This is a genomic window from Arthrobacter sp. U41 (genome assembly GCF_001750145.1).
Classification (GTDB): Bacteria; Actinomycetota; Actinomycetes; order Actinomycetales; family Micrococcaceae; genus Arthrobacter.
This window is the reverse complement of record NZ_CP015732.1, coordinates 837,944-853,136: the sequence shown is the minus strand read 5'-3', so window position 1 is coordinate 853,136 and position 15,193 is coordinate 837,944. Positions and strand designations below refer to the sequence as shown.

16 protein-coding genes, 1 pseudogene and 1 riboswitch are annotated in these 15,193 nt (G+C 68.4%); of the genes and pseudogenes, 7 read left to right on the top strand and 10 right to left on the bottom strand.

The window, feature by feature from the left end; genetic code table 11:
* The first annotated feature begins 283 nt into the window (after window positions 1-283).
* Complete coding sequence (locus tag ASPU41_RS04065) at window positions 284-2,182, top strand: DEAD/DEAH box helicase (protein WP_069949840.1); 1,899 nt, start codon at window positions 284-286, stop codon at window positions 2,180-2,182.
* A 96-nt stretch (window positions 2,183-2,278) separates the two neighbouring features.
* Here the strand turns inward: ASPU41_RS04065 and ASPU41_RS04060 are convergent, their stop codons facing one another.
* From ASPU41_RS04060 to ASPU41_RS04045, 4 genes and pseudogenes are all read right to left on the bottom strand, one after another.
* Window positions 2,279-2,929 carry an MBL fold metallo-hydrolase gene (locus ASPU41_RS04060; RefSeq protein ID WP_069949839.1) on the bottom strand — a complete coding sequence of 217 codons (651 nt, stop codon included), beginning with the start codon at window positions 2,927-2,929 and terminating at the stop codon, window positions 2,279-2,281.
* A 22-nt stretch (window positions 2,930-2,951) separates the two neighbouring features.
* Window positions 2,952-3,962 (bottom strand): annotated as a pseudogene (locus ASPU41_RS04055) (aldo/keto reductase).
* 134 nt (window positions 3,963-4,096) lie between these two features.
* Window positions 4,097-4,492, bottom strand: a complete 396-nt coding sequence (locus ASPU41_RS04050; protein ID WP_069949838.1) for a DMT family transporter — start codon at window positions 4,490-4,492, stop codon at window positions 4,097-4,099.
* Between the two features lie 2 nt (window positions 4,493-4,494).
* Window positions 4,495-4,818 (bottom strand): DMT family transporter, encoded by a 324-nt coding sequence (locus ASPU41_RS04045; RefSeq protein WP_069949837.1) that lies wholly within the window; start codon window positions 4,816-4,818, stop codon window positions 4,495-4,497.
* A 9-nt stretch (window positions 4,819-4,827) separates the two neighbouring features.
* Window positions 4,828-4,893, bottom strand: a riboswitch (guanidine-III (ykkC-III) riboswitch).
* Window positions 4,894-5,115: 222 nt separating this feature from the next.
* On the opposite strand from ASPU41_RS04045, the gene ASPU41_RS04040 reads away from it, so the two are divergent.
* Window positions 5,116-6,336, top strand: coding sequence for an IS481 family transposase (locus ASPU41_RS04040; protein WP_069949836.1), 1,221 nt, complete (start codon window positions 5,116-5,118; stop codon window positions 6,334-6,336).
* A 132-nt stretch (window positions 6,337-6,468) separates the two neighbouring features.
* Here ASPU41_RS04040 and ASPU41_RS04035 read toward each other — a convergent pair whose 3' ends face one another.
* A complete protein-coding gene (locus ASPU41_RS04035; RefSeq protein WP_069949835.1) occupies window positions 6,469-7,137 on the bottom strand; it encodes a HutD/Ves family protein in 669 nt (222 codons plus the stop codon).
* A 205-nt stretch (window positions 7,138-7,342) separates the two neighbouring features.
* Here ASPU41_RS04035 and ASPU41_RS04030 point away from each other — a divergent pair, with 205 nt between their 5' ends.
* The 3 genes from ASPU41_RS04030 to ASPU41_RS04020 all read left to right on the top strand — a co-directional run bounded on the left by ASPU41_RS04030 (window position 7,343) and on the right by ASPU41_RS04020 (window position 9,782).
* Window positions 7,343-7,954, top strand: coding sequence for a phosphoribosylanthranilate isomerase (locus ASPU41_RS04030; protein WP_069949834.1), 612 nt, complete (start codon window positions 7,343-7,345; stop codon window positions 7,952-7,954).
* 46 nt (window positions 7,955-8,000) lie between these two features.
* Entirely contained in the window at window positions 8,001-9,038 is a 1,038-nt protein-coding gene (locus ASPU41_RS04025; RefSeq protein ID WP_069949833.1) for an LLM class flavin-dependent oxidoreductase, read from the top strand.
* Window positions 9,039-9,236: 198 nt separating this feature from the next.
* Window positions 9,237-9,782 carry a YceI family protein gene (locus ASPU41_RS04020; protein WP_069949832.1) on the top strand — a complete coding sequence of 182 codons (546 nt, stop codon included), beginning with the start codon at window positions 9,237-9,239 and terminating at the stop codon, window positions 9,780-9,782.
* Window positions 9,783-9,796: 14 nt separating this feature from the next.
* Here the strand turns inward: ASPU41_RS04020 and ASPU41_RS04015 are convergent, their stop codons facing one another.
* A complete protein-coding gene (locus tag ASPU41_RS04015; protein ID WP_069949831.1) occupies window positions 9,797-10,192 on the bottom strand; it encodes a hypothetical protein in 396 nt (131 codons plus the stop codon).
* 25 nt (window positions 10,193-10,217) lie between these two features.
* Window positions 10,218-10,376: a hypothetical protein gene (locus tag ASPU41_RS22985; RefSeq protein WP_197515751.1), complete on the bottom strand. Its 159-nt coding sequence runs from the start codon at window positions 10,374-10,376 to the stop codon at window positions 10,218-10,220.
* Between the two features lie 132 nt (window positions 10,377-10,508).
* Here ASPU41_RS22985 and ASPU41_RS04010 point away from each other — a divergent pair, with 132 nt between their 5' ends.
* Window positions 10,509-10,922 (top strand): YccF domain-containing protein, encoded by a 414-nt coding sequence (locus ASPU41_RS04010; protein WP_069949830.1) that lies wholly within the window; start codon window positions 10,509-10,511, stop codon window positions 10,920-10,922.
* A 26-nt stretch (window positions 10,923-10,948) separates the two neighbouring features.
* Complete coding sequence (locus ASPU41_RS04005) at window positions 10,949-11,461, top strand: SRPBCC family protein (RefSeq protein ID WP_083266353.1); 513 nt, start codon at window positions 10,949-10,951, stop codon at window positions 11,459-11,461.
* An 88-nt stretch (window positions 11,462-11,549) separates the two neighbouring features.
* Here ASPU41_RS04005 and ASPU41_RS04000 read toward each other — a convergent pair whose 3' ends face one another.
* The 3 genes from ASPU41_RS04000 to ASPU41_RS03990 all read right to left on the bottom strand — a co-directional run bounded on the left by ASPU41_RS04000 (window position 11,550) and on the right by ASPU41_RS03990 (window position 15,055).
* On the bottom strand, window positions 11,550-12,419 hold the full coding sequence (locus tag ASPU41_RS04000) for a DUF4031 domain-containing protein (RefSeq protein WP_069949828.1): 870 nt from the start codon (window positions 12,417-12,419) through the stop codon (window positions 11,550-11,552).
* A 25-nt stretch (window positions 12,420-12,444) separates the two neighbouring features.
* On the bottom strand, window positions 12,445-13,638 hold the full coding sequence (locus ASPU41_RS03995) for an AI-2E family transporter (protein WP_069949827.1): 1,194 nt from the start codon (window positions 13,636-13,638) through the stop codon (window positions 12,445-12,447).
* 85 nt (window positions 13,639-13,723) lie between these two features.
* Window positions 13,724-15,055, bottom strand: coding sequence for an FAD-binding oxidoreductase (locus ASPU41_RS03990; RefSeq protein ID WP_231941472.1), 1,332 nt, complete (start codon window positions 15,053-15,055; stop codon window positions 13,724-13,726).
* Window positions 15,056-15,193: the final 138 nt, after the last annotated feature.

The following is a 15,193-nucleotide window of genomic DNA, read 5'->3' as shown; positions in this document are numbered from 1 at the left end:
TGATAGACTGGTGAAACTTGATGTGCAGTGATGCCCACTGATGTTCCGGTTCATCAACCGGTTCCCCTGATGGATTCCTTCCGGATTCCGCCTTCAGGGAGTGGGATTTTTTCATGTGAGAGGCACATCCTGCGTCGATGAACGCGTTCTATTTGGTCCTGGCCGCCGTGTTACCTAGCAGCTGGCCGGTTGATCACCTGACTTTTCTTCGGCGAACCCCTGGGCCAACCGGCACCGGGGGCCGATATCCGCACGGATACCGCCTGAAAGACCTTTGAAACATATGACTACTTTTGCTGCCCTTGGCACGCCCAAGGCCCTCGCCGACACGCTCACCGCCCAGGGGATCGTCGAACCGTTCCCCATCCAGGTCAAGACCCTGCCGGACACCCTGGCCGGACGCGACGTCCTGGGCCGCGGCCGCACCGGCTCGGGCAAGACCATTGCCTTCGCCATCCCGCTTGTAGCACGACTCGCTGAGCGGGAAGCCAAGCACTTCCGCAAGCCCGGCCGCCCGATGGGCCTGGTCCTCGCCCCGACCCGCGAGCTGGCCACCCAGCTCAACGCCACCATCGAACCGATGGCCACGGCCATGGGCCTGAACACCACCGTGATCTATGGCGGCATTTCCCAGGCCCGCCAGGAAAAGGCGCTGCGCGCCGGCGTCGACATCGTCATCGCCTGCCCGGGCCGCCTTGAGGACCTGATCCGCCAGCGCGTCCTGACCCTCGAAGGTGTCGAGATCACCGTGCTGGACGAGGCCGACCACATGGCCGACCTCGGCTTCCTCCCGGTGGTCAAGAAGCTCATGGACATGACCCCGAGCCAGGGCCAGCGCATGCTGTTCTCCGCCACCCTGGACAACGGCGTGGACAAGATCGTCCAGCGTTACCTCTCCAACCCGCTGACCCACGCGGTGGATGAATCCCAGGCCGCGGTGACGACCATGGAACACCACGTGCTCGTCGTCAACGACCAGACCGTCAAGAAGCAGCTGATCGTCGAGCTCGCCTCGGGTGCCGGCCGCCGGGTGCTCTTCCTGCGCACCAAGCACCACGCCCGCAAGCTTGCCAAGACCCTGACCGACGCCGGCATCCCCGCCGTCGACCTGCACGGCAACCTCTCGCAGAACGCCCGTGACCGCAACCTGGCCGAGTTCTCCTCCGGCGAGGTCCGCGTCCTGGTCGCCACCGACGTCGCCGCCCGCGGTGTCCACGTCGACGACGTCGAGCTGGTCATCCACGTGGATCCGCCCACAGAGCACAAGGCATACCTGCACCGCTCAGGCCGAACTGCCCGCGCAGGCTCCGACGGCACCGTGGTCACGCTGACCCTGCCGGAGCAGCAGTCCGACGTCAAGAAGCTCATGAAGGCTGCCGGCGTCGAGGTCAACTTCGAGCGCGTCACCGCCAACTCACCGCTGGTTGCAGAACTGGTCGGCGAAATGGCCGACAAGATCGATCCGCGCACCCGTGCCGCGCTGCTGGCAGCCAAGTCCAACCAGGGCGGCGGCAGCTCCACCGGCGCCAACGCCGAGCGCAAGCGCGCCCGCCGCACCACCCAGGCTGCACCCACCGCGGGTGGCCGAGGCGGCCGTGGCGGACGCGGACGCGTCGGAACCGAGGCCCCCCGCACCGATCTTCCCCGCGCCGAGCGCCGTGCCGTGGCCTACGAAGGCCAGGCTGCCGCGCGCAACGCCGCAGAGCGTGTCATCGAGCGCAACGAGGACCGGCAGGATGCCGAGCGCGCCGAGCGCCGCAGCGTCCGCAGCCGTTCAACCTCGTACGGCACTCACCGCAACGATGTTCCGGCTGCAGGCGGCCGGGCATCGGCCGGCCGTGGTTCAGACGGCCGCGCCGCAGAGGGACGCAGCGACGCCCGGGGCGCTTCGGCTCCCCGCAGCGGCGCACCCCGCTCCGGCGGCGCACCCCGCACCGGCGGCGCAACCGGCGGTCAGCGCGGCGGACGTCCGGCAACGGGCCAGCGTGCAGCTGCCGGCGCCAAGACCGGCGGAAGCAAAACCGGATCCAACGCGGCCGTTTGGTCCTCGAACACCGGCGGCACCTCGGGCGGATCCTACGCAGGCGGCGGCAACGGCCGCTCCAGCGAAGGCCGTCCGGCACGCAGCGGCGGCCCCCGCCGCGCGTCCGCCCCGGCGTCGAACGAACGCCGCAGCCGCTAAGCCTTCGGGTTTTCGCTAGGCAAACGGACGGGCGCTACGGGGATCCCCGTAGCGCCCGTCCGAAAGCGCAGCGCAAAGCAGGAGGCGCAGCGCCGGCTACCAGCCGCGGGCGCGCCACTCCGCCAGATGCGGGCGTTCCGCGCCCAGGGTGGTCGGTTTTCCGTGGCCCGGGTGCACCACGGTGTCATCCGGATAAGCCTCGAACAGCCGCTCGCTGACATCGCTGACCAGCTGCGCGAACCGCTCAGGATCGTTCTGGGTGTTGCCCACGCCTCCCGGGAACAGTGAGTCGCCGGAGAAGATGTGCGCCGGGCCTTCCGGGTCCTGGTACACGAGTGCGATCGAGCCCGGGGTATGGCCGCGCAGGTGCACTGCGGTCACGTCGAAGCCGTCGAAGTTGCCGACGTCCCCGTGATTGAGCAGCACATCCACCGGCACCGGCAGCTCCGGGGCATCATCCGCCCCGGCCGCTGTCTTCACCCCGGTGGCCGCCACCAGGCCCGGCAGCGCACGGACATGGTCCCAGTGCTGGTGGGTGGTGGCAACCAGCGCCAGCTTCGGCGTCGCGGAGGTATCCGCGGCGGCGTCGGCAAGCAGCCCCTGGATGGCGGCCAGATCATCGGCCGCATCGATCAGGAGCTGCGCGCCGGAGGCCTTGCTGGTGAGCAGATAGACGTTGTTGTCCATCTCGCCGACCGAAATCCGGCGGATGGTGATGTCACGTAAAGAGTGAATAAGCGAGTCCATGGGCTTCAGTCTACGGACGCTGTTATTCACGGCCCTCGGATACCCAGTTGGGGTCTGCGGAGCGGGACCCGACGACGGCGTCCGCGGCGGCGTCGAATTTCGTCAGTTGCGCCGCAGTGAACCCGAGCGTCAGGGCCCCCAGGTTCTGGTCGATCCGGTCCGCCCTGCGCGTGCCGGGGATGGGGACCACGGGCAGTCCCAGCTTCCGGCCCTGCGCGAGCAGCCAGGCCAGGGCGACCTGGGCAGGAGTTGCATCCTGCCCGGAAGCGGAAAGTTCAGCCGCGACTTCCTGCACGGCGGCAACCACCTGTTGGTTGGCGTCCAGTGCCGCCTCGGCGAAGCGGGGGATGTTGCGGCGGAAGTCGTTGCTGCCCAGCTTCGACGCGTCCACGGTGCCGGTGAGGAATCCCCGGCCCAGCGGCGAATAGGGCACAAAACCCACCCCAAGCTCGGCCGCCGCCGGGACAACGTTGCGTTCCACATCGCGGCTCCAGATGGACCACTCGCTCTGGACCGCGGCGATCGGGTGAACGCTGCTGGCTTCACGCAGCTCCTCGGCCGTCACTTCAGACAAGCCAAGATGCCGCACTTTCCCGGCCTGCACCAGACCCGCCATGGCCTCCACGGTTTCCACAATCGGAACGCGGAGGTCACGGCGGTGCATGTAGTACAGGTCGATGGTGTCGGTGCCGAGGCGCTGCAGGCTGCGGTCCACGGCCTGGCGCACGTAGGCGGCGTCGCCCCGGATGTCCGAGTAGCCGGCGGACGGGGTGCCAACCAGGCTGAACTTGGTGGCCAGTTGCACCTCCCCGCGGCGTTCCTTCAGAAGCTTGGCGATCAGTTCCTCGTTACTGCCCCCGCCTTAGATGTCCGCGGTGTCGATGAAGCTGACGCCGGCATCCACAGCGTGGTGCAGAGTCTGCAGCGCCTCCGCCGGATCCACCTCCCCGTACACCGGGGTCAGGGCCATGCCGCCGAACCCCAGGGGGCTGACCATCAATCCGTCGCCGAGTAGGACTTTCGCTGCGTTCATTTTCGGTCTCCATTCGTTGTTTCTACCCCCAACCCCGGCCTTTGCCGGTGTATTCCGCCGCTCCCGCCCAGTTGCCGCCAGCGGACGGGCCGCAGCCACGGCGTGTCGCCCGGAATTACCGGTCGAAGGGCGGACTAACTGGGCGGGAGCGTCGGGGAAGCCGAGGATTCCCGGGCCGGCAGCAGCTTCAGGCCGGCCGCGCAGCCCACAATCCCCGCGATGAACAGCAATTTGAGCGGGCTGGCCGGTTCGACGCCGGTCGCCATCGCCCAGCCGACCGTCAGGGCGGCGCCGATCCCCACCCAGACGGCGTAGGCCGTGCCGAGCGGGATGCTCCTCACGGCCAGGCCCAGCCCCGCCATGCTCAGCGTCGCTGTCGGGGCAAACACCAGGGTGGGCAGTGGCCGGGTGAAGCCGTCGGACAGCCCGAGGGCGGTCGCCCAGACCGCCTCCAGCACGGCGGAGGCGAGCAGGATGGGCCAGGCCAGCGGTGCCGTGTTGGCTGATATCGGCGCGCGGTTCGGGGCCATCCTCAAGCCACCAGCTTCAGGCCGGCCACACAGGCGACGATCCCGCCGAGCAGCAGAATCCGTGCCGCCGTCGCGGGCTCAACTTTGGTGATCATGGCGTAGGCGGAGGTCAGCACCACGCCGACGCCCACCCAGACGGCGTAAGCGGTGCCGGTCGGGATGGACTGCATGGCGACCGCGAGGCCGCCGGTACTGGCCAGCACGGAGACGAGGAAGAGTGCGGCCGGTGCAATCCGGCGTCGGCCCGTGGCCTGCGCGGTCCGGTGCAGGGCTGCGGCCCAGACTGCTTCCAGTGACCCGGAAAGTACGAGGATTACCCACGACATAACTGCTCCTGTGGCCAGTCTTGTCGCGTGCCGGGTACTGATCCGTCGTCCGGAGGCCCGAAGAAGGGGCCTTGATTCCAGCCTAGCAACGCCCCCGCAGTGAGGCGAACTCCCTCCCAGGGGTCACCGCGGGGTCACAGCGCACCACCCACCCCCCATCGACTGCTCCGAAGCCGCCGTTTAGAGGGTTCAAAACGGCTGTGGAGTCTCATGACTTAATGGACACTTCTGTCTCAAGTCATCGTGGACAGTGTGTCTCAGGACATCGTGGACACTCGATGGCGTTTTGCTCATCTCATGAGCGAACGCAATCTGGATATGAAGGTCCGTCATCTCGTAGCGTCGTGGCCTGAGGATGCCCCTCGGGGTTCAGTGACGGCGTTCTGCCGCAAGCACAAAGTCTCCCGGGCCTGGTTCTACAAGATCAAGGCCGCTGCGTCCGCTCAGGGCCCGATGAAGGCCATGGAGATGCGCTCCACGAAACCCCGGACCAGCCCGGCCCAAGTCACCCCGCGGATGGTCGAGTTGGTCCTGGACACGCGGGAAACCTTGAAGAGGATGGGCCACGACTACGGACCACTGAGCGTTGCCGCAAAACTGCGTCGGCAAGGTCTGGAACCACCGTCACGGGCGACCCTGGCCCGGATCTTCACCCGGGCCGGGGTCGTCGTCCCGGAGCCGAGGAAGAAGCCCCGGAGCGCCTATCAGCGGTTTGTATATCCCGAGCCGAACGGGTGCTGGCAGATCGACTCGACCGAGTGGCTGTTGGCCGGCAACACGAAAGTCGCGATCTTCCAACTCATTGACGATCATTCGCGACTGGCACTGGCATCGTTGGTAGCCACCGGCGAGACCAGCGAAGCCGCCATCCGCGTCGTATCGGCAGCCATCGCCCGCCACGGCGTCCCGCAGAAGTTTCTTTCGGACAACGGTGCCGCGCTGAACCCGACCAGACGCGGAAGGACCGGCGCGTTGGTGGAATATCTGAAGTCCCACGGAGTGGAGCCGATCACCGGCAAACCCTACAAACCCACCACCCAGGGCAAGAACGAACGCTTCCACCAGACGCTGCACAGGTATCTGAATCAACAACCGCCGGCACACACGATGGCAGAACTCCAGGCCTATGTCGACGAGTTTGACCGGTACTACAACACCGAACGTGAGCATCAATCACTGCCACCAGGCACCACCCCGCAGGAGGCCTGGTATGCAACGGCCAAAGCCACGCCACCCGAGCCGCCCAACCCTGAAATCACCGTGCCCGCCACCAGGCGCAGCGTCCAGCGACGGGTCGGGAAAAACGGTTCCGTTGCCGTCATCGGCATGCATTTCGGCATGGGTAAAGACCACGTCGGCGCGACCGTCCATGTCCTCTACGACGAGGCCACGATCATGTTCTTCGACGGGCGCGGAACGGAAATCATCACCCACCCGCGCCCGCCCATAGGCACAAACTACGTCGGGAACAACAAGCCCCGAGGCTTCATGGCCAACCAAACGTCCACGAAGTGCTGAGACAGGAAACGTCCACGAGGTACTGAGACATCAACTGTCCACGAGGTACTGAGACATGACAAGGGTTCAAAACGGCGGTTGCGGAGCACTCGATGAGGGTCCCGGCAGCGTCGGAGCGCCGTGGTCCGGAGGTTAGTCCGCGACGCGGTCGATCGAGACGACGGCGAGGAAGCCGCGGCCCAGGATTTCCGGTGTGGCGGTGTCGGAACCGACGACGGCGTCATAGCGGTTCAGCGTGATCGGCTCGGCGGCGGCCGTTTCAGACGCGCCGGCCGCCGGGCTTTGGGCCGCCTCTGCACCGGTGGCTGTGCCCGGCTCGTCGCCGGCGGTGCCGGGGCTGACGGTCGCCTGGCCCTGCAGCAGGATCCCCAGCTGGCCCTCGAACACGGGGTGCGCCCGCTTCTTGGAGAGTTCGATGATGGAGGTGTAGCCCTTGAAGGCGCCGCTGCGGGTGATGACGTTCAGGTCGCGGATGTCGCCCGTCGGCAGCGCCCCGGCCGCGGCGGCGTCGCCGGAGAACCGGAACGGGCGGTACTTCTCGAGCGGGTGCTCGGCCCCGTCGACGCTCAGCAGCAGCAGCTCGCCCTCCACCACGGTGAGCACGCGGTCCATGCCGGGGTACGCCGAGAAGTCACCGGCCTTGGCCACCTCGGCGATGCTCACCCGCCAGTCCCAGCCGGGCGTCTGCGCCGTGCTCGCCTGCGGGGAAGCAGCGTGGGGATGGCTGGCCAGTTCGCGAGTCACCCCGCCGCCGTTGCGCCAGGGTTGGGCGTTCAGCTCGGCATAGCGGATGATCTCCATCCTTCCACCCTATCCGCCGGCCGGGAACGTAGTCGCGGGGCCGTGCCGCTGCCAATAACGCCGAGGTCAGACTTCGCGCCGTTGCAACGACCATATGACTTTGCCGGACAAACATGGGAGCCAAATCTCACCTCGGGGGCGGGTGAGGCGGCGCGCCAATGTCCTTGCTAACGTCGAAGGAACGAAACACTGCAAAAGGAGCCGAATGTTCGTCAAGGTATGCGGGCTCAGCACCCCCGAATCGGTCCGGACCGCGGCGGAGTCCGGAGCGGACGCCGTCGGCTTCGTCCTGACCCGCAGCCCCCGCGAAGTGACCCCCGCGCAGGTCCGGGGTCTCCTGGCCCACGTCCCGGCGGGGCTCCCCGCGGTCGGCGTCTTCCGGCACGAGGCCGCGGCGGACGCCGTCGCGGTGGCCCGCGAAGCCGGGCTGGACTGGGTCCAGCTCCACGGGGACCGCACCCCGGCAGACGTGCGGACCGTGCATGACGCCGGGTTCAAGCTCATCCGGGCCGTCACCATGTCCGCCGCACCCGAAGCGTTCGAGGACTGGGGCGAGGAACTGCTCCTGATCGACTCCGCCGTCCCAGGCTCCGGCGAGGCCTGGGACTACGCCTCGGTCCGCGCGAAGGGGCTCGCCGGGCGCCACTGGCTGCTGGCCGGCGGGCTCGACCCGGCCAACGTCGCCGGCGCCGCGTCGCAGGCCGGCGCCTGGGGTGTGGACGTCTCCTCCGGCGTCGAGTCCTCCCGCGGGGTGAAGGACCTGGCCAAAATCCGTGACTTCGTGACGGCGGCCAAGTCCCTGGCTGCCAGGCCCTGAACGCGGCCGCAGGAATGCCGCCGGGCCGCACCGTGTTGGCCCTGACATGAAGCGCATCGGATTTTTGTCCTTCGGACACTGGGGCCCCGGCGAGGGCTCCCGCACCCGGACCGCCCGCGACGCCCTGCTTCAGGGCATTGAGCTGGCCGTCGCCGCGGAGGAACTGGGCGTGGACGGTGCCTACTTCCGCGTGCACCACTTCGCCCGGCAGCAGGCCTCCCCGTTCCCTCTCCTGGCCGCCGTCGCCGCCCGGACCAGCCGGATCGAAATGGGCACCGGCGTGGTCGACATGCGCTACGAGAACCCCCTGTACATGGCCGAGGAGGCCGCCGCGACGGACCTGATCAGCGGCGGGCGGCTGCAGCTGGGGATCAGCCGCGGCTCACCCGAACCTGCCCGCGACGGCGCCGCCGCTTTCGGACATGTCCCCGCCGAGGGCGAGACCGCCGCGGACATGGCGCGGAGGCACACCGCGGTGTTCCGCCGCGCGATCTCGGGGGCCGGGATGGCGGAGGCGGAGCCGCGCTACGCGGGCGGCGGGTCCGGGCTGCTGCCCGTCCAGCCGCATTCGGCGGGCCTCGGCGAGCGGATCTGGTGGGGCGCCGGGTCGCGGGCCACCGCCGTGTGGACCGCGGAACAGGGCATGAACCTGATGAGCTCCACGCTGCTCACCGAGGACACCGGTGTGCCCTTCGACCAGCTTCAGGCCGAGCAGATCAGCATGTTCCGCCAGGCCTGGGCCGACGCCGGCCATCTGCACGAGCCGCGCGTCTCGGTCAGCCGCAGCGTCCTGCCGATCACCGACGATGAGGACCGGCGGTTCTTCGGCCTCAGCGCACTGCGGGAGAAACGCGACCAGGTCGGGGTGATCGACGGGCTCGTGGCCCGGTTCGGCCGGAGCTACGTCGGCGAGCCAGACGCCATCGCCGCGGAGCTTGCCGCCGACGCCGCCGTGCAGGCGGCCGACACGCTGCTGCTGACGGTCCCCAACCAGCTCGGCCTGGACTTCAATGCCAAGCTGCTGGGCACCGTGGTCCGGCATATCGCTCCGGCGATCGGCTGGGCAGCGAAGCCGCGGCCGTAGCCCGGGCGGGCGCCGGGCACCGCCAAGGCTAGCCGGGCCGGGCGCCGGGCACCGCCAAGGCTAGCCGGGCCGGGCACCGGAAAAGTCCGGGCACCGCCAAAAGGCTAGCCGGGCCGCGGCGCCGTCGCTAGCATGGCTCCTTGGGGAGTACCCCGATGACCCGGCGGGCAGCGCCTGCCCTGCGCGAAGGAGACCGTTGTGACACTGCCCGAAGGTTTGACCCCCGGCGTCTGGACACTGGACATGTCCCACAGCGAAGTTGGCTTCAGCGTCCGCCATGCCGGCATCAGCAAGGTCCGCGGCCGCTTCAACGAGGCCACGGCGGAGGCCCGGGTGGGCGACTCCCTCGCGGAGTCCAGCCTGCATGCCAGCATCAAGACCGCCAGCTTCGACTCCGGCGACGCCAACCGCGATGCCCACGTCCGCGGCGCCGACTTCTTCGACGTCGAAAAGTACCCGGAGATGACCTTCCGTGCCACCGGAATCAGGGGCGACGGCGAGGACTACGTGCTCACCGGAGACCTGACCATCCGTGACGTCACCAAGCCGGTGGACCTGGAAGTGGAGTTCACCGGCATCGCGGTGGACCCGTTCGGCGCCACCCGCGCCGGGTTCAGCGCTGAGGCGGACATCAGCCGCAAGGAATTCGGCCTGACCTGGAACGCCGCGCTCGAAGCCGGCGGGTTGCTGGTCAGCGACAAGGTCAAGATCGGTGTCGAGGCGGCCATGGTGAAGCAGGCCTAGCAGGGCGGCAGCGTCTAGAAAAGCAGCAGGACGAAGCCGCCGACCGTGGAGACGATCCCCACCCCGGTGAGGATCCAGCCCAGGACCCACGCAGCGTTGTCCTGCTTTGGCGGGGTGAGCCCCCAGCGGGACGGATGGCAGACGTCATAGAAAAGGTCGACGTCGGACCCGACCACCAGGCCGTGCGACTCGGCCGCCGGCAGCAGCGACCGGTGGTCGGCGTCGTGGTGGTCCGTCCAGCTGTATCCGGTGAACCCGCCGGCGCTGATTACCGTGCCGGTGGTCCCGGCCCACTGGCAATGGCGCCGTCGGGAAATCCAGCCCCAGACCAGCAGCGGCAGGCCCAGGACAAAACCAACCCAGGTCATGACTTCGAGGATGGGGCCGAGGAGGTCCCCGATGCTTGTCATCTGCGCGCGTCCCGGGCCGGCGGCGTCAGCGCGTGGTGCGCGAGCGGCGCAGGAAGAACATGATGCCGGCGCCCACCAGGATCAGAAGGCCAACGTAGAGCAGGAACTGCACGGCCTCAACAACAAGGCCGACGACCAGCAGGACGAGGGCAACGATCAGGGCAATCTTCAGGAGAGCAGGCATGCTCCAAGTATTGTGCTCTTTCCCGCGTTCGCAAAGCTCCCCGGCTGCCGCCCGCGTCACGGGACACAATTCAGGAACAGTTCAGGGTGAACCCCTAGGCCGGATCGGCCCGCGGCGGGGGAGAATGGAGCCATGAAGACTCTGCTCAACATCATCTGGCTGCTCTTTGGCGGGCTGTGGCTCGCACTCGGTTATTTCGTGGCCGGGATCATCTGCTGCCTGCTGGTCGTCACCATCCCGTGGGGCCTCGCGTCCTTCCGCATCGCGAACTACGCGCTCTGGCCGTTCGGCCGCACCGTGGTGGACCGCCCGGGCGGCACGGGGGTGTTCTCCCTGCTCGGAAACGTCATCTGGCTGCTCGTCGCCGGGATCTGGATCGCGATCGGACACGTGGTCACCGCCTTCGCCATGGCCATCACCATCATTGGGATCCCGCTCGCGATCGCCAACCTCAAGCTCATTCCGGTTTCGCTTATGCCGCTGGGCAAACAGATCGTCCCGAGTGACAAGCCCTTCGTGACGGCCTACAGCAGGGGCTACCACTAGCCCTTTTTCCGAGGAGGAGTAGCACAATGTCCGAGCATGTAACAGCTGTTCCAGCAACGTCCGGCCAGGGGGAAGCGCCCGCCCCGCCCGAAGATCTCATGCTGGTCATCACCCGCGAATTCCAGGCCCCCATCGCCCGGGTGTGGTCCGCCCTGACGGACCCCGAACAGGCGACGGCCTGGTGGGGCCCCCGCGGTTTCCACACTCCCCGCGAGAGCATCGACGCGGACCTGGAAATCGGCGGCCTCTACCGGGCCTGCATGGTCCAGGACAGCAGCGGGGACGAGCACTGGTGGAGCGGGGTGTTCACGGACATCGAACCGCCCAGTCTCTTCGTCTACACCCATGCCTGGGACAAGCCCGACGGAACCCGCGGCTTTGAGACCGAGGTGACCTTCCAGCTGGACGAGGTCGACGGTGGCACCCGGATGACGTTCATCCAGGGCCCCTTCGACACGATCGAGAACCGGGACGGCCACGGCGTCGGCTGGCGCGAGTCCTTCGACCGCCTGGCCGACCACCTCCACCGGAGCGCCTGAGCAACCAGGCATCGCGGGGTCACTCCGCGCCCGTCCGGACTGGGTTTATGGGCGCGGAGTGACCCTGCGTCGCTGTGGCGGGGGTTGCTCAGCCGAGTTCGCCCTGCAGGTTCCGCCGCGCTGCTTCCCGCCACAGTTCCCGGCCCCGCTGGGTGTGAAACAGCGGATCCAGCTCCAGGAGCCGGCGGACGACGGCGGCGCGTCCGGCGGCAAAGTCGTCGTCGCCGATATGCGCAAAATCCTGCCGGACGGCGGCCAGATACCGGGCGTACGCCGCCGGGGTTCCGCCCAGCACCGAGAGGTCCGCGTCGCTGAGCAGGGCAGCGGCCTCGTCGCCTGTCTCCGGCCGGTGCTCCGCCGTCATCCGCACCAGACGGGCCACCTCGTCCACCTCGGCCGCGGGAAGGCCCGCATGGGCAAGGCGGTCTTCGGCGAGCCGGGCCGACTCCTCCTCGTCCTGGCCCGCGATGCCGCGGTAGACGGCGTCGTGGAACCAGGCGGCTAGCAGCACGGTCCGGGGCGGACCGGCGGGTGCGGTGAGGAGGTCCAGGGCCTCGAGGACCGCCAGCAGGTGCGTGCGGCCGTGGTACCTCCGGTGCTCCTCGCCCCAGCGGTCCAGCAGGTCCAAAAAGAGCGCGTCGTGGCCCGGGAGGACCTCGTTCCAGCGTGTCAGCAGCGGGAGCTTGAGCGAGCTGCTGCGCCGCCGGGCCGGGATCCGCAGTCCGCTGGCGATCAGCTTGCGCACCAGGATCCGGCCCTCCACCGGGACGGCCCCCGCCGCCACGAGGGCGCTGTACCGGGCCTCGGCGACGTCGTAATGGTCGCCGTCGAACGCCCTGTCCGGGATCCCCGCAGCCGCGGCGAAGCTGTGCAGCTCCTCCAGCGAGGTGTCCGAGATCAGGTGCGAGAAGTGCGTTCCGTGCGCCGGCCAGAGCGGAGGATCAACATAGATGGCCATGGGGGAAGTCTAATCCGGCTGCGGATCAGCCCTGGCTGGCGTCGGTGGCGGCGGTGTCGGACTGCTTCTCCGACTGGGTCCGGGCGCTGAGCGGCTTGGAGCGCACGCCTTCGCCCTGTTCATTCAGCCGCGTCTCATGCTCGGCCTCCGCGATGGCCTCGGGCGTGATGGTCTCCTCCGAGTTCCAGGCCTTGATCGCGGCCCAGCCCACCGCCACGAGGGGGACGGCAAGGATCGCGCCGATGATGCCGGCGAGGATGGTGCCGGCCGTGAGGGCGAGCAGGATGACGAGGGCGTGCACGTTGAGCGCCTGGCCCATCACCACGGGCTGAAGGAAGTTGCCCTCCAGCTGGTTGACGACGATCACGACGATGATGACGATCAGGGCCGCGAGCGGACCGTTGGCGACCAGCGCGACGAGCGCCGCCAGGATGCCGGCCAGGGTGGCGCCGATCAGCGGGATGAAGGCCCCGATGAAGGTCAGTGCGGAGAGCGGCAGGGCGAGCGGCACCCCCATCACCACGAGCGCGAGGCCAATGAAGAAGGCATCCACGAGGGCCACAATGGATGTTCCCCGCACATAGCCGCCGAGCACGTTGAGGCTCCGCTCGCCGGCGCGGCGTGCCTTCACCAGCTTCCTGCCCTTGAACGCCCGCAGCACAAACGCCCAGATGCGCTCGCCGTCCTTCAGGAAGAAGAACAGGATCACGGCCATAAGCAGGGCGCCGGTGATGAAGTTGCCGGCGGCGCTGAGCCCGGAGATGGCGCCCGCTCCGACGGTGCTGGAGGTGGCGAAGTCGATGGCGGCGTCGCGCACCTGCTGGATCTGCGCGTCATCGACCGGGATGGGACCGGTGCGGATGAAGTCATAGACCCGGTCGAATCCCTCCGTGGCCTTGCTGGCCAGTTCGTCGGCCTGGCTCATCACGGCGAAGACGATGCCGGTGATCACGGCACCGAACGCGAGCAGGAGCGCCACGAACGAGAAGCCCGTGGCGGCGGCGCTCGGCCAGCCGCGGCGGCGCAGCCAGTGGACGAACGGTGAGATCGCGGCGGCCAGAATCAGGGCCAGCAGCGCCGGAATCACCACGAGCCGCACCTGGATCAGGGCATAGACCACCACCACGGTCAGGACCAGTAGCAGGAGGACCTGCGCGGTCCTGATGCTGGCGCGGCCCAGGCTGTCGCTCCAGGGTGTTGTCTTCTCCGGACTGCCCATGCTGTTTTGTCTCCCGCTCTCGGATGGTCATGCTACTTACCAACCGTCTCACAGCCGGGGCTCCAGCCCGGGGACTGGCCCGTTTTCAGGAATCGGCGGGCCGGATGTTCTGGTTCCCGCGGAACGTGTTCTCCGGGTCGAACTCCCGTTTCACCTGGGCCAGCCGGTTGTAGTTCTCCTCGCCGAAGGCCGCCCGGACCCGTTCCTGGCCCTCGTCGCCGATGAAGTTCAGCCACACGCCCCCGGTCGCGTAGGGCGCGATGTCCTGGCGGAACCTCTTGACCCAGGCCTTCGCCTCCTGGCCGCCCTGCGGGGTGTCGCCCAGACCGAAGGGGTGGGTCACCCAGCTGGCGTTCCGGTTCAGCAGCGGGGTGGCTGCCGCGGCCGGGCCGCTCACCGCCCCGCCCCAGTGGGCCACGAGCTGCTGGGAACTGGGCCCCGGCAGGTTGCGGGCGGAGTCGAGGATGACATCCAGGGCGGCATCGGAGAGTTCGTCGTGGTAGTCAGCACTCCAGTAGTTGTACTTGCCCGGCGGGTCGTCCAGTGAGCACTGGAAGTCCGCGTAGCCGGTGTCCTCCACGAGATCCACGGCGGGTCCCAGCTCGCGGTAGGGCTTGGCGTGCTCGGCACCTTCCGCGGCGTCCCCGGCGTAGGCGTAGACGACGCCGACCGCCATCTTGCCGACCATCTGCGGGGGCATCTCCGGTTCGGGCGGGATGGTCAGGTAGAGGATGGTCGCGCATTCCTCGTTCGGCGCCGCGAGTGCCAGTTCCCGGTAGCCGCGGCTGATCTCAGGTGCCGCGTCGCCGGGCCACAGCATCAGTCCCGCGTGGACCGTCGGGCCGAGCCGGTGCAGGCCGAAGGTGAAGGACGTGACGACGCCGAAGTTCCCGCCGCCGCCGTGCAGGGCCCAGAACAGTTCGGGGTTCTCCGTTGCACTGGCGGTGACCTGTTCCCCGTCGGCGGTGACCAGGTCCAGGGAGATCAGGTCGTCACAGGCGAAGCCGAAGGCACGCTCCAGCCAGCCGGAGCCGCCGCCGAGTGTAAAGCCGGCGAGGCCCGTGGTGGAGACCCGGCCTCCGGTGAGGGCGAGGCCGTGCTGCTGGGTGGCCCGGTCGAATTCCCCGCAGGTCAGGCCGGCCCCGACCGTCGCGGTGCGCGTTTCCGGGTCGACCCGGGCGGATTTCATCGGCCGCACATCGACCACGAGACCGCCGTCGTTCATCGACATACCGGCCACGGAATGACCGCCGGCCCGGACAGCGACGGCAAGGTTGTGGTCCTTGGCGTATTTGAGCGCTTCGGCGACGTCGGCCGGGGTGCTGCAGGGGGCAATCACCGCCGGGCGGCGGTCGATCATGGCGTTGAACAGTGTCCTGGACTCGTCATAGCCCGGGTCTTCCGGTTTGATCCACATCACGGCGGTGCTCCTAGGCGACCGAGGCTCCACCCCTCGCAGAAATTTTAAGTCCAGGGAGGGCGCCGGGGCCAGAGGATCCTTTTCCGGACCGGTCAGGTGCCGCGGCCGGCTATTCCCGGATTTGCGGGCCGCAAG